Here is a 23,152-nt window from a genome sequence, read left to right as displayed (position 1 = left end):
AGAGTTCAACTTGAAACTCGGCATTCAGCGCATAAGGCGCGTCTCGGCCACTGCCACGGTGGCCCTCACCGCAGGAGCCGTCATCGCGGGCGGCGCGTTCGCGTCCACGGCACAGGCCGCCGCACCGCCGGCTCCGACGATCGTCGCCAAGGGCGGCTTCCTGATGGACAACGGCACCGGGAGGACCGTGTTCACCAAGGCCGCGGACACCCGGCGCTCCACCGGCTCCACCACGAAGATCATGACCGCCCGGGTGGTGCTGGCCCAGAAGGGCCTCACCCTGGACTCCAAGGTCACGATCCAGAAGGCGTACAGCGACTACATCGTTTCCAAGGGAGCCTCCTCGGCCCGCCTCATCGTGGGCGACAAGGTCACGGTCCGTCAGCTGCTGTACGGCCTGATGCTGCCGTCCGGCTGCGACGCCGCGTACGCCCTGGCCGACAAGTTCGGCTCCGGCTCCACACGTGCGGCCCGGGTGAAGTCGTTCATCGGCAAGATGAACAGCACCGCCACGAGCCTCGGCCTGAAGAACACGCACTTCGACTCGTTCGACGGCATAAGCAACGGGTCCAACTACTCGACCCCGCGCGACCTGACGAAGCTCGCGAGCAGCGCGATGAAGTACTCCACGTTCCGCACGGTCGTGAAGACGAAGTCGACGAAGCAGAAGGTCACCACGAAGACCGGCGGCTCCCGCTACATGGCGTGGTCCAACACCAACAAGCTGCTGGGCACCTACAGCGGCGCGATCGGCGTGAAGACCGGCTCCGGCCCGACGGCCAAGTACTGCCTGGTCTTCGCCGCGACCCGCAACGGAAAGACCGTCATCGGTGCGGTCCTGACCTCCACCTCGGAGGCGACCCGCACGGCGGACGCGAAGAAGCTCATGGACTACGGCTTCAAGAGGTACCTCAGCCGGGCGTGAAAAACCGGGCGTGTGAAGCCGGCGCGAGAAACCGGCGCGAGAAACCGGCGTGTGAAACCGGCGTGTGAAACCGGCGCGAGAAACCGGCGCGAGAAACCGGCGCGAGAAAGGTGCCCGGCGTGCGTACACCGCATACGCCGGGCACCTTCGCGTTCCGGGCCTACCGGGTCCGAGGAACCATGGCTCGGCTACGGCCGGCCCGGAGCCGACCCGACGACCACGACCCGACGCCCGCGCGTGTGGCCGGCCCGGCTGTCGGCGTGCGCCGCCGCGGCCTCGGTGAGCGCGTACGCCTTCTCGACCGGGATGTGGAGCTTCCCCCGCGAGAGGAGACGGGCGGCCTCGGCGAGCGCCTCCGGCACACTCCCGGCCACGCCGGAGAACCGGACACCGAACTCCGGCGCACCGAGATCGGCGATGGAGACGACCCTCCGCGGATCCCCCGTCAGCTCGACGAGCTCACGGATCACACCCGAGCCGGCCAGGTCGAGAGCGGCGTCGACCCGGCCGAGCCGCCGCACCCGCTCGGCCCAGCCCTCGCCGTACGTGGTGGCGATGGCGCCCAGGCCCCGCAGATAGTCCTGGTTCGAGGCACCGCCCGTGCCGATCACCGCGATGCCGCGGTCGCGGGCGATCTGCAGCACCGCCGATCCGACTCCCCCGGACGCTCCGCTGACCAGCAGCGTCTCCCCGGGCCGCACACCCACCTGATCGATGACGCGCAGCGCGGTCTCCACCACGGAGGGGTATCCGGCCGCCTCTTCGAACGTCAGCCCCGCGGGCATACGGGCCCAGGCCGACAGCACGGCGAACTCGGCGTACGTACTGGAGCCTTCGCCGAACACGTGGTCGCCGATCTCGATCCCGTCGACGCCCTCGCCCACCTCGTCCACGACCCCGGCGGCGTCCAGCCCGACTCCGGCGGGCAGCTCGGTCGGGTGGGCGCCCAGGACCTGGCCTTCACGGACCCGCCAGTCGACGGGGTTCACGCCCGCCGCCCGCACGGCGACGCGTATCCGGCCGGGGCCCGCGTGGGGCTCCTCGGCATCGATGAGTTGCAGAACGTCCGGACCGCCGAACTCGGCGAAGCTCACTTTCTTCATACGAGGGAACGTAACACTAACGGTTAGCTTTTTGAAACGGTAAGGATTTCCTACCTGCTAGCGTGATCGCATGACCGTTGAGTCCGGACGCCGTGAGCGCAAGAAGGCCGCGACCCGCCAGAAGATCGCCGACACCGCCCTGCGGCTCTTCCTGGAACGCGGGTACGACGCGGTGGGCATCCGTGACGTGGCCGCTGAAGCCGATGTGGCCGTCACCACGCTCTTCTCCCACTTCGCCTCCAAAGAGGCCCTGGTGTTCGAGCAGGACACGGACTTCGAGCTGCGCCTCACGCGGGCGGTCACCGACCGGGCGCCGCACGAGCCGCTCCTGCCCGCGCTGCGCCGCGAGATCCACGCCCTGGTGCGCCACTGCACGGCGGACGGCAACGCCCCCGTCTGGCACCTGATCGACGGATCCCCCGCTCTGCGGGAGTACGAGGAATCGATGAGGCTGCGCCATGCGGAGACGCTGGCGGCTGCCATCGCCGCTGATCCTGACCTCGCCCGGACGCGGACCACAACGGCCTGCCGGACGATCGCAAGGTTCGTGATCGACGCCTACGCGCTGGCCCGTGAGGCACCCGATCCGGAGGCCGCGGTGGACGAGATCTTCGCGATGATCGAGGCGGCGTGGGGCGTCACCTCCCCTTAGCCGGCTACTTCCCGGGGGCGGCGGCCCCGCACAGTTCCTGCTCCACGAGGGCCCTCATCGCCCGCTGCGTGTCCGGGCCGCCGTCACTCGTCGCGTACACCACGGCAGTCCTGGCCCCGTCCCTGGTGATGCCGGCCCAGGTGCGGTAGCCGAGCAGTTCGCCCGGGTGACCGAAGTAGGTGCCGCCGCAGGACAACGGGATCTCGCCCAGCCCGAGTCCGTACCTGACGCCCATCTCCGGTGCGGCCACGGTGGCCGTCATCTCGTCCAGCTCCGCCGGCTCCAGCAGCCGGCCGCCGAGCAGTGCGGCGTAGAACCGGCCCAGGTCGTGCGTGGTGCTGATCACCGCGCCGGATCCGACCGCCATGCTCGTGTTGAGCGCCGTGACATCGATGCCGGTGCCTGCTCCTGCTCCCGCAGCCGTTCCCGCATCTGTTCCCTCTCCCGCTCCCGCTCCTACTCCTGCGCCGAAGGCGGCGTAGGCGCGGGCATGGGGGCCGGGGATGAAGGGCGAGGTGCCGGGCGTACTGGTACCGCTCAGGCCCAGCGGCCGGATGATGCGGTCCTCCACCTCCCGGCCCCAACTCCGGCCGGTCACCTCGTGGATGATCATCGCGGCGAGAATGTAGTTGGTGTTGGAGTACGACCACGCGGCCTCGGCCGACACGTCCTCCGCCCGCCCCATCGCCAGCCCCACCAGCTCCTGCGGGGTGTACGTACGGAACCGCTCGGCCAGATACCCGTCGGCGCTGTTCAACGCGGCGATCTCCGGCAGGACTTCGGGGATCCCACTGGTGTGCTGCAACAGCTGCCGCACGGTGACGGAACCGCCGTCGCCCCCGACCGCTCCCGGCAGCCACCGCTCCACGGTGTCCTCCAGGGACATGCGCCCCTCGCCGACGAGTTGCAGCACGACCGTCGCGGTGAACGTCTTGGTGGCGCTGCCGATCCGGAACCGTCCGTCCCGGGGCATCGGCCTCCTGGTGCCTCTCGCGGCGACCCCGGCCCGCGCGACGGCCCGGGTTCCCGGTGAGGTCACCTCGGCGGACACCCCGACCACCCCGGTGTCGTGGATCGCGTCCACCTGCCGTTGGAGCGGATCGCCGCGCTGCGGGTCTGCCACCGCTGTCGGGCCGCCCGATGCGGCGAGGACGAGCGCGGCCAGGCCGGTCAGGACGAGCAGCCGTCGCCGACGCCTTCGTAACACCTGCATGAGGGGCCCTTCTCTGTCGGGTTGCCCGGCACCCGGAGCCGGTGGTCGGGTCCATCCCACCAGCACGGAGGGGCGCGGCCCATCCTGCATTCCCCCGTCGTACGGAGGCGCTGTCGTCAGGGCCGCCCCGGGGGCTACCCCTGCCGGGCGAGCTGGGGCTTCCCTCCGGACGGCGCCCCGGACCTCGCGGGTCAGCCGCCCTGGCCGGCGCTTCCGATCGGGCCCACCAGCACCTGGCCGCCGTTGCCGCTGTCCGAGACGGGCAGCGAGCTGTTGCCCGGCCAGTCGAGGGTGACCGACTTCGTCTCGTTCGGCGGGGTCACCACCAGACCGGTGATGCGGACGCCGGAGCCACCCGATTCGTTGAGCGGGTAGCTGACGTAGAAGTCGATCTCCTTGCCGTTCTTGAGGGTGTACGGGTCGCCGGGGTCCCCCTTACGCGCCGCGGAGATCGTCCCCGCGTTGGTCTTCAGGTCGACGCCCGCGAAACCGGAGATCACACAGTCCGCGCCGCTGCCGTTCTTCAGCGCCACCACGACGGTTCCGTCAGGGTCGCCGTCGATGAAGTTGTCCGTCGCCGTGATCTCCAGCCCGTCGGTGGTGCACTTGCCACCCTTGGCGTCGGAGCCGCCCCCGCTTCCGCCGGAGGTCGAGCCGCCGGCGGTCGATCCGGCGGAGTCCGGGGCCGGTGACTCCTTGCCACCGTCCTGGTCCGAACCGCCCGAGTCCGATCCCCCGCCGGAGGAGGAGGCGGCGGCGGACGCGGACGACCCGGACGACGGGTCGGCCTGCCCCACGGCGGCGTCGTCGTTCTGGCAGGCCGTGAGCGAGAGGCCGGCGGCAACGACCAGGGCGGCGAAGGTGAGCCTGCGAGCGCGCATCATTTCTTCCTCAGCATCGGTGGAACAGGACCGGCCGCTCCGTACGGGTCCGGTACGAGCGAGCGTTACTGATCACCAAGACCGGCGGGCCCACCACACCGTTCCGCCGAAGCACCGCCTAAGACATGCCTGTTACACGCACCGACTGCCAACGCACCCCACACCCCGGGCCCGCCGGACCCGAACACGCCGCCAGGCCTGCCGGGAGGGCACTTCCCCGCCACGGTTCCGCACTCGTTCGCGGCCGCCGCCCGCTGGGACAGACCCGTAACCCAACACACGGGATGCGGGCATGGCGTCTCACGACAACTTCTGCTCCCGGAGCACCGCGACGGCCGCGTCGAAGGCCGAGTCCCGGTCCGTCGCGAACTCCTCCTCGGTGAAGACCGGTGTACGGATGTGGGGCGGGATGCCCGCGCCGTCGAAGGTCTGCCCACGGCGGGTGAGGAACTCCTCGTTCGGAAGCCAGACCGCCATGCCGCCCGGCAGCGTGCGGTCCAGGGTGTCGGAGAAGACGCCCTGCGTGTTCTCCCCGATGCGGACGGCCCCGCCGGGCCGGTCGATGAGGGCCTGGGTGAACGTCTCACCCGCGCTGAACGTCGTCGCGGCCGTCAGCACGGCGACCGGACCGCTGTAGCGGGGGACGCCGCGAGCGGGCGTAACGGGGACGGGCTGCGGCCGGGTGTACTGGGTGCGCTTGCGGTAGGCCACGTACGAGGAGTCGGTCAGGCGCTCGGCAAGGTGCAGGCCGAGGGCGTCGGACCCACCCCCGTTGATCCGCAGGTCGATGACGAGGCCGGTGAGCGAAGCCGTGTGCTCGGCGGTGAACACCGCGTCCAGCGCCTTGTCGAGCTCGGCCAGCTCTGCGGCGTAATCGTGCCCTTCGTTGCTGCTGTAGCCGGCGAACCCGGAGAGCCGCAGATAGCCCTGCCCGCCGGGCAGATCCGCGTAGCCGATCCGCCCGTTCGCGAACTCCCGCAGCGACTCGCCGTCGAGGTCGCTCCGCACGATGTAGTCCTTGACCTTGGTGTCCAGATCCCCACCGATCACGGCTGTACCCGGACGGACCTCGGAGAAGCGGCGCTCCCCGTCGAAGACGGTGACGTGTGCGTCGTACAGCGGCGTCACCATCTCGCTGAAGAGGGCGAAGAGTTCGTCCCTGGTCGTGTCGGCGTGCACCTTCGGCCGGTACGTGTCGCGTACGGCATGCCAGTCGATGCCCTTGGCGGCAAAGAACGGGTAGTTCTCCTCGAAGGACTGCCAGAAGACGTCGAAGGTCGTCACCGGGTCGTCCTCGGAAATGGGCTGCGCGCATGCCGCCGGGAGCCTGCCGAGCCGGCGCATTTCCCTGTACCCGGCCGAACCGGACAGCCGCAACGCCCCGGAGGCCCGTACGGTGAGGAGCGTCCCGTCGCCGGACCTGTACACACCCGGTGCCGTCTGCTGCGCGGACTCGCCCTTGAGGCAGCCGAGCGCGGTGGTCTGGTACTGCTGAAGCCGCCCGTGCGCGATCGACAGGACGGTGCCGTAGCCGTTCACGCGCCAGACACCGTCGACGGTGGGCCGTGGCGCCGCGACGGCGGGGACCACCGCCCCGCCGGCAAGAGCCAGTGCTACAAACGCCGTTGCCGCCTTGGAAATCCCGTGTCGCAAGGTGTTCCTCTCCCCGTACGCGATCTGCGTCAGGGGACCGACGATCGCCGAGGGGCGGCCGGGGTGCCATCCTGCGGGCTGGTGGGTCGTCAGGGGGATATCCCCCGGTACACCCCCCACGCCCGGCGCAGTCCGGCCTGGAAGGCGTCCCATGCGGTGGGGGTGATGAGGAGGACGGGGCCGACGGCCCGCTTGGAGTCGCGGACGGCGACGGTGCCGGGGATGTTGCGGGCCACCTCGACGCACTCGCCATTGCCGCTGCTGTAGCTGGACTTGACGAACTCGAAGTGCGGCACGACTACAGCTCCTTACGAATACGCTCGATGAGAGCGAGGGAATCGCGGGGAGCGAGGCCATTTCCCGCGATGCGACCGAACGTGACGTTGTGGCGCGCGGCGTCCGTCTCGCTCCCCAGCCACACCACCCCCAACCACGCGGCCGAAACCGCGCTCCTCGTCGGCGAGTTGGCGACCACCGCCTTACTGCACGGCTGCATGCGGGGCCGGCTCTTCCGGGTACACCTCAGCCTTACCGCGGCCACCCTCCGCATCGGAGTCAGCGACCCCCCGCGGGGAACGGCTCCCCGGACTCCCCGAGGCAGGCGCCGACGACTGTTACGGGCGGGGCTCCTCATCGTCGCCCAGCTCGCCGACCGCTGGGGCGTCGAGCCGCGCACTGCCGGCAAGACCGTCTTCGCCGAACTCGCCGTGCGACGGGAGAGGGACGCAGCGGCAGGCCCTGCCCCCGCCGCCTCACCGGGAGGGACGTTGAGAGCGAAATGGGCGCATTCGACGGCCCCTTGGGCGTGGGAAAGCGCCCACATCACTCTCAACGCCGGATTACCCGCGGTGCCGGCCCCCGTACCGGCGCCCCAGCTAGACCTCGCCCACCCCGTCCGCGCGGGACAGCGCTTCGGCGATCATGCGGGTGGCGAAGTCGTGGTCGTCGGCGATGCGGTTGATCTGCTCCGCGAGCAGGAAGGCGGTGGCTTCCAGAGGCGTCATCTCCGCCTCGGTCCACTCCCCGTACTGCTTGCGCCACAGGCTGGGGCTCAGCCCGGTGCCCGCGGCGACGACCAGGCCGGCCATGGTGGGGATGGCCTCGGGGCCGACGCTCTTGGGCATCATGCGCATCGAGGCCACCAGGGTGGGCACCACGTACTCGATGACGTCCTTGTCGTGGGCCTCATGAGCCTTCCGCAGCCACGTCATGAACATGTAGATGAGCGTGCAGGTGCCGTCCAGTACGTCATCGGCTTCCGCTGGACCCAGCGAGGCGTTGAACTGCTCGACCAGCGCCCGTTGTTCGGCGTCGGTCTCGGTCGTGCCGTCGTACACGCTCTTGAGCCGGGAGTCGATCATCATGAGCGCCGCGCCCACGTCGCCTGCGGGAGCGTGCTGGGGATCGCAACTCGAAGACACGGGCCCTCCTCAGGCGACTGCGGCCGGTAGCGCGACACCTCCGTAGAGTAATGGGTCGAGGGGGCAGAGGAGTGGGCCCGCGCAGAATTCACACGGGCCCACCTCATGCACGTACAGCCGGGGCGACTACGCCCAGGTGATCAGTCGCTTCGGCTGTTCCAGGATCGCGGCGACGTCCGCCAGGACCTTGGAGCCGAGCTCGCCGTCGACCAGGCGGTGGTCGAACGACAGTGCCAGCGTAGTCACCTGACGGGGCTTCACCTTGCCCTTGTGGACCCAGGGCTGGAGCTTGATCGCGCCGACCGCGAGGATCGCGGACTCGCCGGGGTTCAGGATCGGCGTGCCCGTGTCGACGCCGAAGACGCCGACGTTGGTGATGGTCACCGTGCCGCCCGCCATCGCGGCGGGGGACGTCTTGCCCTCGCGGGCCGTGGAAACCAGCTCACCCAGCGACGCCGCCAGTTGCGGCAGCGTCTGCTCGTGCGCGTCCTTGATGTTCGGCACGATCAGCCCGCGCGGGGTGGCCGCGGCGATGCCCAGGTTGACGTAGTGCTTCTGCACGATCTCCTGGTTCGCCTCGTCCCAGGCGGCGTTGGCCTCGGGGTTCCGCTTGATCGCGACGAGGAGGGCCTTGGCGATGATCAGGAGCGGGTTGACCCGCACCCCGGCCATGTCCTTGTCCTCCTTGAGCTCCGCCACGAGCTTCATCGTGCGCGTCACGTCGACGGTCACGAACTCCGTGACGTGCGGCGCCGTGAACGCGCTGCCCACCATCGCCTGCGCGATCGCCTTCCGTACGCCCTTGACGGGGATACGGGTCTCGCGGGCGGTCACGGAGGGTGCCGCGACCGGGGCCGGAGCCGGGGCTTCGGTCTGCACCGGCGCCGGGGCGGGCGTGGGCGTCGCCGCCGCGTGGACGTCCTCGCGGGTGATGATGCCGCCGTCACCGGTCGGGGTGACCGTGGCCAGGTCGATGCCCAGGTCCTTGGCCAGCTTGCGGACCGGCGGCTTGGCGAGCGGGCGGGCCTCGGCGACCGCGGCGGGACCGTGCCCGTTCATCTCGCCCTGGATCGCGGCGGAGGCGGCCGCGGGGGCCGGCTCCGCGCCCTTGCGGGCGCGCCGCTTGGTGGAGGACTCGGCGACGCCGTAGCCCACCAGGACGGGCTGGCGGCCCTTGGGCGCCTCCGGCTCGGCCTCGGGCTCCGGCTCGACGGCGGCGGGCGCGGGCTCCGCGGCCGGCTCCACGGCAGCCGCGTCGCCGGAACCCGGCGCCACGTCCACCGCGATGATCACCTGGCCGACGTCGACGGTCGTGCCCTCGGGGAAGCGCAGCTCGTGCACCACGCCGTCGAACGGGATCGGCAGCTCGACGGCCGCCTTCGCCGTCTCGACCTCGCAGACGACCTGGCCGTCGGTGACGGTGTCACCGGGCTGGACGAACCACTTGAGGATCTCGGCCTCGGTCAGTCCCTCGCCCACGTCGGGCATCTTGAACTCGCGGAAGCGAGCAGCGTTGGAAGTGTCGGTCATCGTTGTCACGTCCCCGTCCTCAGTACGCCAGCGAGCGGTCGACGGCGTCGAGCACGCGGTCGAGACCCGGCAGGTACTCGTCCTCCAGCCGCGCCGGCGGGTACGGGACGTGGTAGCCGCCGACCCTCAGCACGGGTGCCTCCAGGTGGTAGAAGCACCGCTCCGTGATGCGAGCGGCGATCTCCGCGCCGGAGCCGTAGAACACCGGCGCCTCGTGGACCACGACCAGCCGGCGGGTCTTCTCGACCGAGGCCTGGATGGCGTCGAAGTCGATCGGGGACATCGAGCGCAGGTCCACGACCTCGATCGACTTGCCCTCCTCCTGGGCGGCCGCGGCGGCCTCCAGGCAGACCTTCACCATCGGGCCGTAGGCGACGAGCGTGAGGTCCGTGCCGGTACGGGCGACGGAGGCCCGGTGCAGCCGGCCCGGGATGGATTCGGTGTCGAGTTCGCCCTTGTCCCAGTAGCGGCGCTTCGGCTCGAAGAAGATGATCGGGTCGTCGCTCTGGACGGCCTGCTGCATCATCCAGTACGCGTCCGACGCGTTGGAGGGCGAGACAACCTTCAACCCCGCGACGTGCGCGAACAGTGCCTCGGGCGACTCGCTGTGGTGCTCCACCGCGCCGATGCCGCCGCCGTAGGGAATCCGTACGACGACCGGCAGCTTGATCTTGCCGAGCGAGCGGGCGTGCATCTTCGCGAGCTGCGTGACGATCTGGTCGTACGCGGGGAAGACGAAGCCGTCGAACTGGATCTCCACGACCGGCCGGTAGCCGCGCAGCGCGAGGCCGATCGCCGTACCGACGATGCCGGACTCGGCGAGCGGGGTGTCGATCACCCGGTCCTCGCCGAAGTCCTTCTGGAGTCCGTCGGTGATCCGGAAGACCCCGCCCAGCTTGCCGACGTCCTCACCCATGATGAGGACCTTGGGGTCGGTGTCGAGGGCCTTGCGCAGCGACTCGTTGAGCGCCTTCGCGATGGACATCTTTTCCATGGCCATGGCTACTTGCCCTCCTCGGCGAACGATGCCTGGTACGCGGCGAACTGGGCGCGCTCCTCGTCGACGAGCGCACTCCCGTCGGCGTAGGCGTGGTCGAAGATCGCCATCCGGTCGGGCTGGGGCATGGACCGCACCGCTTCGCGGACCCGCTTGCCGAGGGTCTCGCTCTCCTCGTCGAGGGCGGTGAAGAACGCCTCGTCGGCCGCTCCCTCGCTCTCCAGGTACGTGCGCAGGCGCAGGATCGGGTCCTTGGCCTCCCAGGACGCGGTCTCCTCGTCGGCCCGGTACTTCGTCGGGTCGTCGGAGGTGGTGTGCGCCCCCATCCGGTAGGTGAACGCCTCCACGAGGGTGGGGCCTTCGCCGCGGCGGGCCCGCTCCAGTGCCGACTTGGTGACGGCCAGGCAGGCGAGTACGTCGTTGCCGTCGACGCGGACGCCGGGGAAGCCGAAGCCCTGGGCGCGCTGGTAGAGCGGCACCCGGGTCTGCTTCTCGGTCGGCTCGGAGATGGCCCACTGGTTGTTCTGGCAGAAGAACACGACGGGGGCGTTGTAGACCGCGGAGAAGGTGAACGCCTCGGCGACATCGCCCTGGCTGGAGGCGCCGTCACCGAAGTACGCGATCACGGCCGAGTCCGCGCCGTCCTTGGCCACGCCCATGGCGTAGCCGGTGGCGTGCAGGGTCTGCGAGCCGATGACGATCGTGTACAGGTGGAAGTTGTTGGTGTTCGGGTCCCAGCCGCCGTGGTTCACGCCGCGGAACATCCCGAGCAGATTGGTCGGGTCGACCCCGCGGCACCAGGCGACGCCGTGTTCGCGGTAGGTCGGGAAGACGTAGTCGTCGTCGCGCAGCGCCCGGCCGGAGCCGATCTGCGCGGCCTCCTGGCCCAGCAGCGAGGCCCACAGGCCCAGCTCGCCCTGACGCTGCAGCGCGGTGGCCTCGGCGTCGAAGCGGCGGGTCAGGACCATGTCCCGGTACAGACCGCGCAGCTCTTCCGCGGTCAGGTCGATCGAGTAGTCCGGGTGCTCGACGCGCTCGCCCTCGGGCGTCAGCAGCTGTACGAGCTCGGGCCCGGAACTCTGTGGCGTCTTCGCGGGCGTCTTCGCGGCGCTGGTCCGCTTGCTGCTGCGTCGCGGTTTACGCGCGGCAGCAGTGCTCTCCACGGTCACGTGCGTGCTCCTCCGTCGGTCCGGCCCCCGGGGTCTGCCGGGAGACCAGTGCGGCTCGCCTGTGTCCGTACCCGTGCACGGGGTGGGTGCCGCTCGGTCCGGGAACAGGCGTGACAGGTGCCCCGGCGAGCGCCCTGTCAAAGGCACGTTACCCAGTGCTTCGCATAACTGCGAAACCCTTCCTGACCTGCGATTTTGCTTGGATATCCAAGTAAATCGAGGAATTCGGGAACTCTCGCTGGTCACAGCACTGGTAACAGCCTTGCAGGCCGCCGGAACAACGGCACGTTATCCCGCCGGACAGCGGCAGGGAAGAGGGGAGTGTGTGAGACTGCGTTTGTGCGCAAAGAAGGAAAAATCACTGTTTTTCTGCTGGACGACCATGAAGTCGTCCGCCGCGGAGTCCATGAGCTGCTGTCGTCCGAGGACGACATCGAGGTGGTCGGCGAGGCCGGTACGGCCGCGGACGCGCTGGTGCGGATCCCCGCGACCCGGCCCGATGTCGCCGTCCTCGACGTACGGCTGCCGGACGGCAGCGGAGTGGAGGTCTGCCGCGAGATCCGTTCGCAGGACGAGTCCATCAACTGCCTGATGCTGACCTCGTACGCCGACGACGAGGCGCTTTTCGACGCGATCATGGCGGGCGCCTCCGGATATGTCCTCAAGGCGATCCGCGGTAACGAACTCCTGAACGCGGTACGGGACGTGGCGGCCGGGAAGTCGCTGCTCGACCCGGTGGCCACCGCGCGGGTGCTGGAACGGCTGCGCGACGGAAAGAAGGGCCGCGGCGACGACAAACTCGCGGGCCTCACCGACCAGGAACGCAAGATTCTGGATCTGATCGGCGAGGGGCTGACGAACCGGGTGATCGGGGAGCGGCTCCACCTCGCCGAGAAGACGATCAAGAACTACGTCTCCAGCCTGCTCTCCAAGCTGGGCATGGAACGACGCTCGCAGGCCGCCGCGTACGTGGCCCGGCTCCAGGCCGAGAAGCGCTGAGCGGTACGCCCCGAGGGTCCGGGTTCGGGACTTAGGTCCCGGCCCACCCGGGGCCCCGGCCTCTTATTCCGTGCACACAGCTGACGGACAGTGGAGGGCATGTCCTCCGAGGAACTCCACGCGATTGAACTGCTCGGCCGGGTCCCCTACGGCCGGCTGGCGACGAGCATGCGGGCCCTCCCGATCCTGACGGTGGCCCGGCACATCGTCACCGACGGGCGCGTCGTCCTGCGCATGCACAGCGGCCTGGGCTACCACGACGCCTGCGACGGCGCGGTCGTGGCCTACGGGGCGGACAACTACAACGCCGCCACCTCGGCGGGCAGCCGCGACCTGTGGTCCGTGCAGTTCACCGGCCCCGCGCAGATCGTCGAACCGACCTGCGCCCAGCGCGAGCTCTTCGGTCCCGCCCCGGTCGAGGTCAACGGGGAGCCCTTCGCGCCGGCCTACCTCCGGCTCGACCCGCACTTCGTCACTGTGCACACTCTGGACTTCCACGCAACTCCGCAGATCCGCAACGCAGCGTGATCTAACATCTGTCGAGTGCCGCGCTCATCTGTAACCTTCCCTCCTGTTCCTCCGGTCGGCGAGGTGCTGCGCCGCTACCCCGGCGCCGGCGAACCGCTCACCTGCGAACCCCTCGACCAGGGACTGCTCAACCACGGTTACCGGGTGTCCACGACGCGTGGCTCCTACTTCCTCAAGCACCACCTCGACGACTCCACCGGCGACCGCGCCACGATCGTCCGCCAGCACCGGGCCACCCAGCGGCTCCAGTCACTCGGAGTGCCCGTCGCACCGCCCGTCGTGGACAGCGAAGGGGACACCGTCACCGAGATCGGCGGCCGCTGCTACGCCCTGCACCCCTGGGTCGAAGGGCTGCACCGGGCAGGCGCCCAGCTCACCCTCGCCCAGTCGTTACGTCTCGGGGCGCTGCTCGGAGCCGTACACACAGGACTTGAACAGGTGATGGACGCGGGCGCGGGGGCCGGTGGGCGGTCCGGCCACGCCAGTCCCGACCCCGCCGACACCTTCGCGCTGATCGACGAGCTGCTGGCCACGGCGCGCGGCCGCCGTCCCCGGGACTCCTTCGACGAACTGGCCGAGCACCGGCTCCTGGAGCGGCGCACCCTGCTGGAACAGCACGCGGACCGCCGCCCGCCCGCCCCGGACGGTCCGGCGACCGGCTGGGTGCACGGCGACTTCCACCCGTTGAACGTGCTCTACCGGGGCGCCGACCCGGTGGCGATCCTCGACTGGGACCGGCTCGGGGTGCAGCCGCGCGCGGAGGAGGCGGTACGGGCCGCGGCGATCTTCTTCGTGCAGCCCGCCGGGGAACTGGAGCTGGGCAAGGTGCGGGCCTACGCGCGCGCCTACCGGCGGGCGGCCGGGGCGGGGGCCGACGAGCTCGCCGCGGCGGTGCACCGGGTGTGGTGGGAGCGGCTCAACGACTTCTGGATACTGCGCTGGCGGTACTGCCTGAACGACCTCAGGGCCGACCCGCAGTTCCCTGCGGTGTCGGCCCTGGCGGTCTGGTGGACCCGCGAGTACGAGGCGGTGCGCGACGCGTTCACGGGGTGAGGGTTACGGGGTGGTGCCGGTGCCCGTCGTGGTTCCGGCAGCGGCGTTCCCGGCGGTGGCTCCGGCGTCCGCGCCGGCGTCAGCGCCCGTGCCGGCGTCGGTGCCTGTGCTGGTGCCCGCGTCCGCGCCCGCGTCGGTCCCGTGCTGGTGCCCGCGTCCGCGCCCGCGTCGGTCCCCGAGTCCGTGTTCCCCTCGCTCGTGTTGCCTTCGGTCGTACCCGACGTGGCCGTCTCGGTCGGCGCCGTGTCCGAGGGCGTCGGATCGGTCGTCTCGCTCGGGGTGTACGACGGGGTGTAGGACGGCTGCCTCGGCGTCTCCTGCTGGTTACCCGTGGAGTTGCCCGGCTGATCGGCGCCCTGTGTCGTCTCCGCGTCGGTCGGCGTAGGCGATGTCTCCGTCGGAGTGGGGGTGCTGGACGTCGAGGTGACCGGCGTCTTGGGCTTCTCGCCGCCACTGTTCGCCGCGTTGACCGCGATGGCGACACCCGCACCGATCGCGATCAGCGCGAGCACGATGAACAGCCACAGCTTGCCGCGGCCGCCACCGCCCTGCCGGGTGCTGCCGCCGTCGTATCCGCCGTCGTCCGGGTTCATCGGCGGCAGGATCGGGCCCTGCGAGGTGTCCCCGTGCTGCTGGTAGCCGCCCATGGCGCGGGTGGCGCCGGTCATGCCCCGGGGCGGGGTGCCGGAGCCGTCGTTCATCACGACCGGGCCGGTGTTCCACGTACCCGTGTGGCCGCCCTGCACCTGGAGCATCTGCAGGCTGTACTGGACCAGCCCGCGCATCTCCTCGGCGCTCTGGAACCGGTCGTCCGGATCCTTCGCGAGCGAGCGCATGACGAGCCCGTCGAGTTCCGGCGGGACCGCCCCGTTCGAGATCTCCGACGGCGGAACCGGAATGTCCTGAACGTGCTGATATACCACGGAAAGCGGCGTTTCGCCGGTGAACGGGGGCCGCAGTGCGAGGAGTTCGTACAGCAGGCAGCCGGTGGCGTACAGATCGGAGCGGTGGTCGACGGCCTTGCCCAGCGCCTGCTCGGGGGAGAGGTACTGCGGCGTTCCCATGACCATGCCGGTCTGGGTCATCGTCGACTGCGCCCCGTGCAGCGCCCGGGCGATGCCGAAGTCCATCACCTTGACCGCACCGGAGTGCGTGATGATCACGTTGGCGGGCTTGATGTCCCGGTGCACGATCCCGTGCTGGTGCGAGTAGGCCAGCGCCTCCAGCACCCCGGAGACGATGATCAACGCCTGCTCGGGAGGCGGGGCTTCGGCATTGAGCAGCAGGTCACGGATGGTACGGCCCTCGACCAGCTCCATGACGATGTACGGGACGGTCTGGCCGGCGACGGTGTCCTCGCCGGAGTCGTACACCGCCACGACCGCATGGTGGTTGAGCCCTGCGACCGACTGCGCCTCGCGCGTGAACCGGGCCTTGGAGACCGGGTCCTCGGCAAGATCGGAACGCAGCAGCTTCACCGCGACCGTACGTCCCAGCCGGACGTCCTCGGCCGCGAAGACCTCGGCCATACCGCCCCGGCCGAGGCGGCCGGTCAGCCGGTAACGTCCGTCCCCGACCACACCGCCGATGCCCCAGGAGTCGGTGCCATCCGGAACTCCGCCGCCGTTTGCTTCGGGTTCGGGTGCCATCAGTCCTCGCCGTCGTTTCTGTCCGCGCGTCCGCGGGTTCTCACGGTGCCTTGCTGCGTTGCCGGCCGCGTTGCCGACTGCATTGCGACGTCACGCTACAGCCTTCGTCGGACACACCGTTTCCGAGAGGGACGGGCCATCCAACCGGCTGGCGCGCCCACCACGCAAATTCCATGCGGTTCCTGTAACGCTTCCGAGACGCTTCTTGTGCGTAGGGTCACGGAACGGGCACCTGGCTTGACGTGTCGTACCCCTCGGGCAGACTTGGCCAGTAATACGGATCTTCGCGCGGTCGCGCGCCCTAGGGGGAAGCAAGTCATGAGCCAGGACGGCGCACAGGGTGCCCAGGGTCGCTACGCGGGCGGTTCGGTCGCCGGCGGCCGTTACCAGCTGCGTGACCTGCTGGGCGAAGGCGGCATGGCGTCCGTATATCTGGCGTACGACTCCGCCCTCGACCGGCAGGTCGCGATCAAGACGCTCCACACGGAGCTCGGCCGCGAGCAGTCCTTCCGCGAGCGGTTCCGGCGCGAGGCGCAGGCGGTCGCCAAGCTCCAGCACACCAACATCGTCTCCGTCTTCGACACCGGCGAGGACGAACTCGGCGGCGCGCTGATGCCGTACATCGTCATGGAGTACGTCGAGGGGCAGCCGCTCGGCTCCGTGCTCCAGGCGGACGTCACGAACCACGGTGCGATGCCCGCCGACAAGGCGCTCAAGGTGACGGCCGACGTGCTGGCCGCCCTGGACACCAGCCACGAGATGGGCCTGGTCCACCGCGACATCAAGCCCGGCAACGTGATGGTGACCAAGCGCGGTGTCGTGAAGGTCATGGACTTCGGCATCGCCCGTGCCATGCAGTCGGGCGTCACGTCGATGACGCAGACCGGCATGGTCGTCGGCACCCCGCAGTACCTCTCCCCCGAACAGGCCCTGGGCCGCAGTGTGGACGCGCGATCCGACCTGTATTCGGTCGGCATCATGCTGTTCCAGCTGCTGACCGGCCGCATCCCCTTCGACGCGGACTCGGCGCTCGCCATCGCGTACGCGCATGTGCAGGAGGAGCCGGTCGCCCCGTCCACCATCAACCGGTCCATCACTCCGGCGATGGACGCGCTCGTCGCCCGCGCGCTGAAGAAGAATCCGAACGAGCGCTTCCCGAGCGCCGCCGCGATGCAGGACGAGATCGCGCGCGTGCTGGCTTCGAGCGGCCACACCGGCGCCCCCGTGATCGTCAGCGGTGCGGGCGCACCCGCGAACAGCGGCTCGGGCGTCGGGTCGGCGGTCTTCCCACCGGTCGACCAGTCCACCCCCGCGCCGCAGAACGTGCAGACGCCGTACCAGCCGGGCCCCTACCAGTCGCAGCAGCAGCCCGGCCCCTACGGCGTGCCGACCCCCGCGCCCGCCCCGGCACCGAGTTACGGCTATCCGCAGTCGGCTCCGGGGTACCGGACGCCGGCGGCGATGTCGCCGATGCAGCAGCAGAGCCCGCCGCCGTACTCGGTCTCGCCGCAGACGCACGTGCCGTCCTCGGGCGGCGGCTCCAAGCGGAACATGCCCGTGATCGTGGGCTCGATCGTCGTCGCCCTGGTCGCGATCGGCGGCCTGATCACGGTGCTCGCGCTGAAGGACGACAACACGGGCAAGGGCGGCACCGAGGCCACGTCGAGCGAGTCCCCCGGCGGCGATCACAAGGATCCCGAGCGGAACCGGACGATGAAGACCGAGGCCTGCACGGACGCGTCGGAGGACACCGACGACCCGAACAAGGTCAGCGCGCCGAGCTTCCTCTACAAGGACATCCTCTCGGCACGTGCGTGCACGGACGCCGCGGGCTGGACCGTCAAGATCATCAAGGTTCCCGGCAACGCCTACGCGGAGGACCAGATCATCGACCAGTTCCCCACCCCCGGGGCCGCGGTGTCCGAGACGGGCGCCCACTTCGAGCTGCGCGTCGCGACGGGCGACCCGGCGTAGGGGTAGGGGTAGTAAGCACTGCCCGTGCGACGTGCGACCCGGCGCAGGGCACTGCCCGTAGCGTCGCTGCGCCATCCGTCCGCATTACCTGAGATGCCGGACATACCGTCACATGTGACGCTGACCTCATGGCTTCAGGACACCTCGCCGCAAGGCCCTCAAGGTGCGTGGCCTGCCTGGCACTGACGGCAGCCGCGGCATTGGGGGCCATGACGGCCGGGGAGGCACAGGCCGCCGGTCAGCGCGCGCCCGTCCGGGGTACGGCGACGGCGGGCGCGTCCATGGCGACGGCAGCTCGGGCGCCGCTGCCGTCCGGTTCACCGTCCGTCGCGCCGTCAGCCCTGCTGCCACCAGCGCCGTCGCCCGTTCCGTCGTCGGCATCCCCCTCCGCTTCGCACCCCGGTGCGCCCGTCGGCCCGTCGGCCGCGCATCCCGCACCGCCGCAGTCCGCCTCCCCCTCGCCTTCCGCGTCCTCGTCCGGCTCGTCCGGCTCGTCCGACTCGTCCGCCTCCTCCGCACCGCCTTCGCCGAGCGCCGGATCGTCGCGCCCGGACGACGTCCAGTCGCCGATGGCCGGGCTGCCCGCCGGAGAGGGGCGGCCGCGGCCCGGACGGACGATGACGCCCAAGGAGCTCGCCCGCATCGACGCGCTCGACGAGGCGGAGGAGGCCGCGAAGGAGCCCGCGGCGACGGAGCCCGCGGCCGTACCGGCCGTAACGCCGGACGCGAGCCCGTCCGCCGGAACCGGACGGATGTCACGGCAGGCCCTCGACGGGCCGGCCATCGAGCAGGTCCAGCAGATGTCGCTCGGCGCGGGAATCGCCCTGGTCGGACTGGGTATCGGCTTCCTCGCCTTCCGTATGCGCCGCTCCGGCTGAGCGGCGTACGGCAGAGGGGCCGGCCGTCGGCCCCGTCGTCCGCCGAGACTTGCGTTGAGCAACATACTCGGTATACATACTCAGTATGTCGATCCGCCACGGGCTGCTGGCCCTCCTGGAGCGGGGGCCTCGCTACGGCTCCCAGCTCCGCACCGAGTTCGAGTCGCGCACAGGCTCCACCTGGCCGCTCAACGTCGGGCAGGTGTACACGACGCTGAGCAGACTGGAGCGCGACAACCTGGTCGTCCAGGACGGCGAGGACGACCAGGGGCACGCCCTCTACGCGATCAGCGACGACGGCCGCACCGAGCTGCGCGCCTGGTTCGAGACGCCGGTCGACCGCAGCAGCCCGCCCCGCGACGAGCTCGCCATCAAGCTCGCCATGGCCGTCGGCGCCCCCGGCGTCGACATCCGGGCCGTCATCCAGTCCCAGCGCCACCACACGGTGAAGGCGATGCAGGACTACACCCGCCTCAAGGCGAAGGCCCTCACCGACGTACCCGCCAACCGGGACGAGGTCGCCTGGCTGCTCGTACTGGAACAGCTGATCTTCCAGGCCGAGGCCGAGGCCCGCTGGCTGGACCACTGCGAGTCCCGGCTGGTCCGCCTCGCCGAGGCCGCCGCCACGGAGCCCGAGGCGAGCACGACCCCGCGCACCGCCTCCCGCACCGCCTCCCGTACCGCCTCCCGGCCCCGCGCACGGCGCTGAGCCGGCGCCCCGTACCGCACGGCACCCGCACCGCACCGCTGCGCCCAGCCGGCGTCCCACAGTGCTCAGCAGCGGGCCCCGCAGCCCGCTGCCGGCAGAACACCGACCACAGACCTGTTCCGAGGGGGAACCCACCGTCATGTCCCCGCACGTCCCGTCCCCGTCCCCGGCCCCGGCCGCTCCGCCCCTGCCGGTGGATGCTCCGGTGCTCGAACTCCGCAACCTCACCCGCACCCACGGCACCGGCATCGCCGAGGTCCACGCCCTGCGCGGGATCAACCTCGCCGTGCACCCCGGTGAGCTCGTCGCCGTGATGGGCCCCTCCGGCTCGGGCAAGTCCACCCTGCTGACCCTCGCCGGCGGACTCGACACCGCGACCAGCGGGCAGATCGTCATCGAGGGCCAGGACATCTCCACGCTCGGACGCAAGGGCATCGCCGCCCTGCGCCGCCGCAGCGTCGGATACGTCTTCCAGGACTACAACCTGATCCCCGCCCTGACAGCGGCCGAGAACATCGCCCTGCCGCGCGAACTCGACGGGGTCTCGGTACGCAAGGCGCGCAAGGAGGCCCGGGCCGCGCTGGAGGAGATGAACCTCCTGGATGTCGCCGACCGTTTCCCGGACGAGATGTCCGGCGGCCAGCAGCAGCGCGTCGCGATCGCCCGCGCACTGGTGGGGGACCGGCGCCTGGTCCTCGCCGACGAACCGACCGGGGCGCTCGACTCCGAGACCGGCGAGGCCGTCCTCGCGCTGCTCCGCAACCGCTGCGACCAGGGCGCCGCCGGGGTGATGGTGACGCACGAACCGCGGTACGCCGCCTGGGCGGACCGGGTGGTCTTCCTGCGGGACGGTTCGATCGTCGACCAGACGCTGACCGCGGGCGCCGACTCGCTGCTGGCCGCCGGGAGCGTCGAGTGAGCCTCTTCACGGGGTGGCGCGCCGCCCTCCGCATAGCCCGCCGCGACGCCATGCGGGCGAAGGGCCGCAGCGCCCTGGTGGTCGCGATGATCGCGCTGCCGGTGCTCGGCGTGACGGCCGCGGACATCACGTACCGCAGCATCGACTCCACCGAGGCCGAGCAGCTGACGGCCCAAATGGGCGCGGCCGACGCGCTGTTCAGCGACCCGGGCATGGGGCCGCTGCAGCAGATGCCCGACGGCAGGGGGTACGACATCGCCGGTGACGAGCGACCCGAGGGGGAGGTCCCGCCGATCGACATGCGCACCGCCTTCCCCAAGGGCGGGCGGGCGATCAGCATCCAGTCCGTACCCGCGAGCGTCACGACCGCTTACGGGCTGACCAACACCGAGATCGTGGAGTTCCGCACCTCGGACCCGATGGCCCGCGGCAAGATCGACCTGGTCGAGGGCGCGTACCCGCACGGCAACGGTGAGATGGCGGCCACCGAGCCGTTCCTGAAGTCGTCCGGGCTGCACATCGGCTCCCGCACCACCGTGGACAGCGCCGGCCGGACCTACACCATCACCGGTGTGGTCGAGCAGCCCGACGACCTGAAGTCGCAGCAGCTGTACGCCGACCCGGGCGCCGTCATCGCCCCGTGGCAGGCCGCGGCCGACCGCGACAGGAAGGTGCTGCCGCCCAACACCGGCTCGACCGAGTGGCTGGTCAAGGGATCCGGCTCGGCGGGCATCGGCTGGGGCGACGTGCTCGCGGCCAACAAGACCGGCGCCCTCGTCGTGTCCCGCCAGGTGGTCCTCGATCCGCCGCCGGACTCCGAGGTCCCGATGGCACAGTCGGCCTCCTACTCCTACGGGAACGACTCCGGCGAGGCGAGCGCGGCCCTCGTCACCGTCGTCGCCATGGCCCTCCTGGAGATCGTCCTGCTCGCCGGGCCGGCCTTCGCCGTCGGTGCGCGCCGCTCGCGCCGTCAGCTGGGCCTCGTCGGCACCTGTGGCGGCGACCGACGCCACGTACGTGCCGTGGTGCTCTCCGGCGGGCTGGTGCTGGGCGCCATCGGGGCGGTGACCGGCGTCGCGGCCGGGCTGCTGCTCACGGTGGCGTTCCGGCCGCTGATCGAGGACTGGGCCGGTCAGCGCTTCGGTTCCCTGCTCCTGAAGCCGACGGAACTCCTCGTCATCGCCGCGCTCGGTCTGGTCACCGGTCTCCTCGCGGCCTTCGCCCCGGCGGTCGTCGCCGCCCGGCAGTCGGTACTGGAATCGCTCACCGGACGGCGCGGTGTGCGCCGCAGCTCCCGGGTGCTGCCCACCGTGGGCGCCTGTGTGCTGGCCCTCGGCGTCGCCATCGCCGTCTTCGGCGGCACCAGCGGCAGTTCCACGCTGGTCGCCGGCGGCTCGGTCGTCGCCGAGCTCGGGCTGCTCGCCTGTATTCCGGTGATCGTCGGCCTGCTGGGCCGGCTCGGCCGCAGGCTGCCGCTCTCGCCGCGGATGGCGCTGCGCGATGCCGCCCGCAACCGCGGCCGCACCGCTCCGGCGGTGGCCGCCGTGATGGCGGCCGTCGCGGGCTCGGTGGCCATCGCGACGTACATGTCCAGCAGTCTGGCCGAGTCCGACCAGGACTACAGGCCCATGCTGTCCAAGGGGACGATGGTCGTGTCGTCCACCGACGCCAAGGCGGCCGAGCGGCTCCCGCTGGCCCGGGCGTCCGTCGAGCAGCACATCACGGTGACCGGCGGTCACGCGGACTTCTCCCGGGTCTGGGCCGGCAGCGACTGCAACGTCTACTACGAGGACGAGAGCACCTGCGGCAGCATCGAGCTGGTCAAGCCCACCGGCAAGGGCCACACGTGCCCGCTCAACACGAAGGGCGCCAAGGAGCTCGCCGCACGGCTCTCCGCGGAGGAGCACCGACAGATGATGCGCTCCCCCGCCTGCACCGACGAGTACAACTCCTGGGGCAGTCTCAGCTCGGATGCGAACAACATCGTGGTGGGCGGCCCCGAACTGCTCCGCACCTATGCGAAGCTCGACGACCCCGCGGCCGCAGCGGCACTGAAGGCCGGCACCCCCGTCCTGCTGAACCAGGCATACGCGAAGGACGGCGAGGTCACGCTCAAGGCCGTCCACACGTACAACGCCAAGGACGAGAAGAACCGCAAGCTGCACCCGGGGCCGGCCCGCACGTCCACGGACCGGATGAAGGTGTACGTCGCGGACGCCGAGTACGCCGCCACCCCCGGCATCCGCATGATCCTTCCCCAGCGGACCGCCGAGCGGCTCGGCCTGCACACCGAGCCGTCCGGCAGTGTGTACGCCGTCCCCCACCCGCCCTCGGACGCCGAGGAGCAGCGCGTCTCGGCCGCCATCGACCAGGCCGGCGGCGGGCTCTGGCTCCAGACCGAACGCATCCCCGGTGACCGGGAGAGCATCATTCTGCTGATCCTCACCCTGTTCGCCGGTGTGGTGACCCTCGGCGCGGCGGCCATCACCACCGGTCTCGCCAAGGCCGACGCGGAGGCCGACCTCACCACACTGAGCGCGATCGGCGCGCCCCCGCGGGTACGGCGCTCGCTCTCCGGGTTCCAGTGCCTGGTGGTGGCGCTCACCGGAGTGCTGCTGGGCACCGCGGCGGGGCTGGTTCCGGCGGTGGCGCTGCGCCTGGTCGATCTGCACAACGCGATGCAGCAGATGCGGAAGGAACCCATGGAGTCCGCCTTCACGCCGATCGTGCTGCCCTGGGCCACCATCGGGATTCTGGCCGTGGTCGTTCCGCTGCTGGCCGGGCTGCTGGCGGCGGCGCTCACCCGCTCCCGGCTGACGCTGGCACGGCGCGCGGGGTGAACCGGCGCAGGGCCGCGGCGGCTGCCTGACCGGCCGCTTCGCCCGGTATCACGCGCATC

20 protein-coding genes and 1 pseudogene are annotated in these 23,152 nt (G+C 70.8%); 10 read left to right on the top strand and 11 right to left on the bottom strand.

Annotated features, from left to right (window positions below; translation table 11 throughout):
- Positions 1-10: 10 nt before the first annotated feature.
- Entirely contained in the window at positions 11-925 is a 915-nt protein-coding gene (locus tag ACIBJG_RS30020) for a D-alanyl-D-alanine carboxypeptidase family protein (protein ID WP_399312184.1), read from the top strand.
- A 188-nt stretch (positions 926-1,113) separates the two neighbouring features.
- Here ACIBJG_RS30020 and ACIBJG_RS30015 read toward each other — a convergent pair whose 3' ends face one another.
- Positions 1,114-2,028, bottom strand: coding sequence for an NADP-dependent oxidoreductase (locus tag ACIBJG_RS30015; protein ID WP_399312182.1), 915 nt, complete (start codon positions 2,026-2,028; stop codon positions 1,114-1,116).
- Between the two features lie 70 nt (positions 2,029-2,098).
- On the opposite strand from ACIBJG_RS30015, the gene ACIBJG_RS30010 reads away from it, so the two are divergent.
- Positions 2,099-2,680: a TetR/AcrR family transcriptional regulator gene (locus tag ACIBJG_RS30010; RefSeq protein WP_399312180.1), complete on the top strand. Its 582-nt coding sequence runs from the start codon at positions 2,099-2,101 to the stop codon at positions 2,678-2,680.
- A 4-nt stretch (positions 2,681-2,684) separates the two neighbouring features.
- On the opposite strand, the gene ACIBJG_RS30005 is transcribed toward ACIBJG_RS30010, so the two are convergent.
- The 8 genes from ACIBJG_RS30005 to pdhA form a co-directional block, all read right to left on the bottom strand.
- Positions 2,685-3,893 carry a serine hydrolase domain-containing protein gene (locus ACIBJG_RS30005; protein WP_399312178.1) on the bottom strand — a complete coding sequence of 403 codons (1,209 nt, stop codon included), beginning with the start codon at positions 3,891-3,893 and terminating at the stop codon, positions 2,685-2,687.
- Positions 3,894-4,084: 191 nt separating this feature from the next.
- The gene (locus ACIBJG_RS30000) at positions 4,085-4,774 is read right to left on the bottom strand and encodes a DUF4232 domain-containing protein (RefSeq protein WP_399312176.1); all 690 of its coding nucleotides are present in this window, start codon (positions 4,772-4,774) and stop codon (positions 4,085-4,087) included.
- A gap of 300 nt (positions 4,775-5,074) precedes the next feature.
- A complete protein-coding gene (locus ACIBJG_RS29995) occupies positions 5,075-6,427 on the bottom strand; it encodes a S41 family peptidase (protein ID WP_399312174.1) in 1,353 nt (450 codons plus the stop codon).
- A gap of 89 nt (positions 6,428-6,516) precedes the next feature.
- Positions 6,517-6,723, bottom strand: coding sequence for a DUF397 domain-containing protein (locus tag ACIBJG_RS29990; protein WP_399312172.1), 207 nt, complete (start codon positions 6,721-6,723; stop codon positions 6,517-6,519).
- Positions 6,724-7,302: 579 nt separating this feature from the next.
- On the bottom strand, positions 7,303-7,848 hold the full coding sequence (locus ACIBJG_RS29985; protein WP_399312171.1) for a hypothetical protein: 546 nt from the start codon (positions 7,846-7,848) through the stop codon (positions 7,303-7,305).
- Between the two features lie 126 nt (positions 7,849-7,974).
- Positions 7,975-9,387, bottom strand: coding sequence for a dihydrolipoamide acetyltransferase family protein (locus ACIBJG_RS29980; RefSeq protein ID WP_399312170.1), 1,413 nt, complete (start codon positions 9,385-9,387; stop codon positions 7,975-7,977).
- Between the two features lie 10 nt (positions 9,388-9,397).
- Positions 9,398-10,378 carry an alpha-ketoacid dehydrogenase subunit beta gene (locus ACIBJG_RS29975; protein ID WP_399312168.1) on the bottom strand — a complete coding sequence of 327 codons (981 nt, stop codon included), beginning with the start codon at positions 10,376-10,378 and terminating at the stop codon, positions 9,398-9,400.
- A gap of 2 nt (positions 10,379-10,380) precedes the next feature.
- Complete coding sequence (gene pdhA, locus ACIBJG_RS29970) at positions 10,381-11,544, bottom strand: pyruvate dehydrogenase (acetyl-transferring) E1 component subunit alpha (RefSeq protein WP_399312166.1); 1,164 nt, start codon at positions 11,542-11,544, stop codon at positions 10,381-10,383.
- Positions 11,545-11,883: 339 nt separating this feature from the next.
- Between pdhA and ACIBJG_RS29965 the strand changes: the two genes are divergently transcribed.
- The 3 genes from ACIBJG_RS29965 (at position 11,884) to ACIBJG_RS29955 (ending at position 14,124) form a co-directional block, all read left to right on the top strand.
- Entirely contained in the window at positions 11,884-12,543 is a 660-nt protein-coding gene (locus ACIBJG_RS29965) for a response regulator (RefSeq protein WP_399312165.1), read from the top strand.
- Positions 12,544-12,642: 99 nt separating this feature from the next.
- Complete coding sequence (locus tag ACIBJG_RS29960; protein ID WP_399312164.1) at positions 12,643-13,071, top strand: pyridoxamine 5'-phosphate oxidase family protein; 429 nt, start codon at positions 12,643-12,645, stop codon at positions 13,069-13,071.
- A 63-nt stretch (positions 13,072-13,134) separates the two neighbouring features.
- Positions 13,135-14,124, top strand: coding sequence for a phosphotransferase enzyme family protein (locus ACIBJG_RS29955; protein WP_399312161.1), 990 nt, complete (start codon positions 13,135-13,137; stop codon positions 14,122-14,124).
- Between the two features lie 3 nt (positions 14,125-14,127).
- On the opposite strand, the pseudogene ACIBJG_RS29950 reads toward ACIBJG_RS29955, so the two are convergent.
- Positions 14,128-15,773 (bottom strand): annotated as a pseudogene (locus ACIBJG_RS29950) (protein kinase).
- Positions 15,774-16,091: 318 nt separating this feature from the next.
- Here ACIBJG_RS29950 and ACIBJG_RS29945 point away from each other — a divergent pair.
- Positions 16,092-17,747 (top strand): protein kinase, encoded by a 1,656-nt coding sequence (locus ACIBJG_RS29945; protein WP_399312160.1) that lies wholly within the window; start codon positions 16,092-16,094, stop codon positions 17,745-17,747.
- Positions 17,748-17,985: 238 nt separating this feature from the next.
- Here ACIBJG_RS29945 and ACIBJG_RS29940 read toward each other — a convergent pair whose 3' ends face one another.
- A complete protein-coding gene (locus tag ACIBJG_RS29940) occupies positions 17,986-18,375 on the bottom strand; it encodes a hypothetical protein (protein WP_399312159.1) in 390 nt (129 codons plus the stop codon).
- Between ACIBJG_RS29940 and ACIBJG_RS29935 the strand changes: the two genes are divergently transcribed.
- From ACIBJG_RS29935 to ACIBJG_RS29920, 4 genes are all read left to right on the top strand, one after another.
- Positions 18,365-18,625, top strand: coding sequence for a hypothetical protein (locus ACIBJG_RS29935; protein ID WP_399312157.1), 261 nt, complete (start codon positions 18,365-18,367; stop codon positions 18,623-18,625). The genes ACIBJG_RS29940 and ACIBJG_RS29935 overlap by 11 nt on opposite strands.
- Positions 18,626-18,710: 85 nt before the next feature.
- Positions 18,711-19,334, top strand: a complete 624-nt coding sequence (locus ACIBJG_RS29930) for a PadR family transcriptional regulator (protein ID WP_399312155.1) — start codon at positions 18,711-18,713, stop codon at positions 19,332-19,334.
- A 139-nt stretch (positions 19,335-19,473) separates the two neighbouring features.
- Positions 19,474-20,253, top strand: coding sequence for an ABC transporter ATP-binding protein (locus ACIBJG_RS29925; protein ID WP_399312153.1), 780 nt, complete (start codon positions 19,474-19,476; stop codon positions 20,251-20,253).
- On the top strand, positions 20,250-23,093 hold the full coding sequence (locus ACIBJG_RS29920; protein ID WP_399312150.1) for an FtsX-like permease family protein: 2,844 nt from the start codon (positions 20,250-20,252) through the stop codon (positions 23,091-23,093). The genes ACIBJG_RS29925 and ACIBJG_RS29920 overlap by 4 nt, the downstream gene beginning before the upstream one ends.
- Positions 23,094-23,152 lie beyond the last annotated feature (59 nt).

Source organism: Streptomyces sp. NPDC050422, assembly GCF_044458665.1.
In the GTDB taxonomy this organism is placed as follows: domain Bacteria; phylum Actinomycetota; class Actinomycetes; order Streptomycetales; family Streptomycetaceae; genus Streptomyces.
This window is presented reverse-complemented; position numbering and strand designations above follow the sequence as displayed.

Excerpts from the sequence above, each read along its gene's own strand:
- ACIBJG_RS30015 (WP_399312182.1), bottom strand. The coding sequence starts at position 2,028 with ATGAAGAAAGTGAGCTTCGCCGAGTTCGGCGGTCCGGACGTTCTGCAA.
- ACIBJG_RS30010 (WP_399312180.1), top strand. The coding sequence starts at position 2,099 with ATGACCGTTGAGTCCGGACGCCGTGAGCGCAAGAAGGCCGCGACCCGC.
- ACIBJG_RS30005 (WP_399312178.1), bottom strand. The coding sequence starts at position 3,893 with ATGCAGGTGTTACGAAGGCGTCGGCGACGGCTGCTCGTCCTGACCGGC.
- ACIBJG_RS30000 (WP_399312176.1), bottom strand. The coding sequence starts at position 4,774 with ATGCGCGCTCGCAGGCTCACCTTCGCCGCCCTGGTCGTTGCCGCCGGC.
- ACIBJG_RS29975 (WP_399312168.1), bottom strand. The coding sequence starts at position 10,378 with ATGGCCATGGAAAAGATGTCCATCGCGAAGGCGCTCAACGAGTCGCTG.
- ACIBJG_RS29960 (WP_399312164.1), top strand. The coding sequence starts at position 12,643 with ATGTCCTCCGAGGAACTCCACGCGATTGAACTGCTCGGCCGGGTCCCC.
- ACIBJG_RS29945 (WP_399312160.1), top strand. The coding sequence starts at position 16,092 with ATGAGCCAGGACGGCGCACAGGGTGCCCAGGGTCGCTACGCGGGCGGT.
- ACIBJG_RS29935 (WP_399312157.1), top strand. The coding sequence starts at position 18,365 with ATGACGCCCAAGGAGCTCGCCCGCATCGACGCGCTCGACGAGGCGGAG.
- ACIBJG_RS29930 (WP_399312155.1), top strand. The coding sequence starts at position 18,711 with ATGTCGATCCGCCACGGGCTGCTGGCCCTCCTGGAGCGGGGGCCTCGC.
- ACIBJG_RS29925 (WP_399312153.1), top strand. The coding sequence starts at position 19,474 with ATGTCCCCGCACGTCCCGTCCCCGTCCCCGGCCCCGGCCGCTCCGCCC.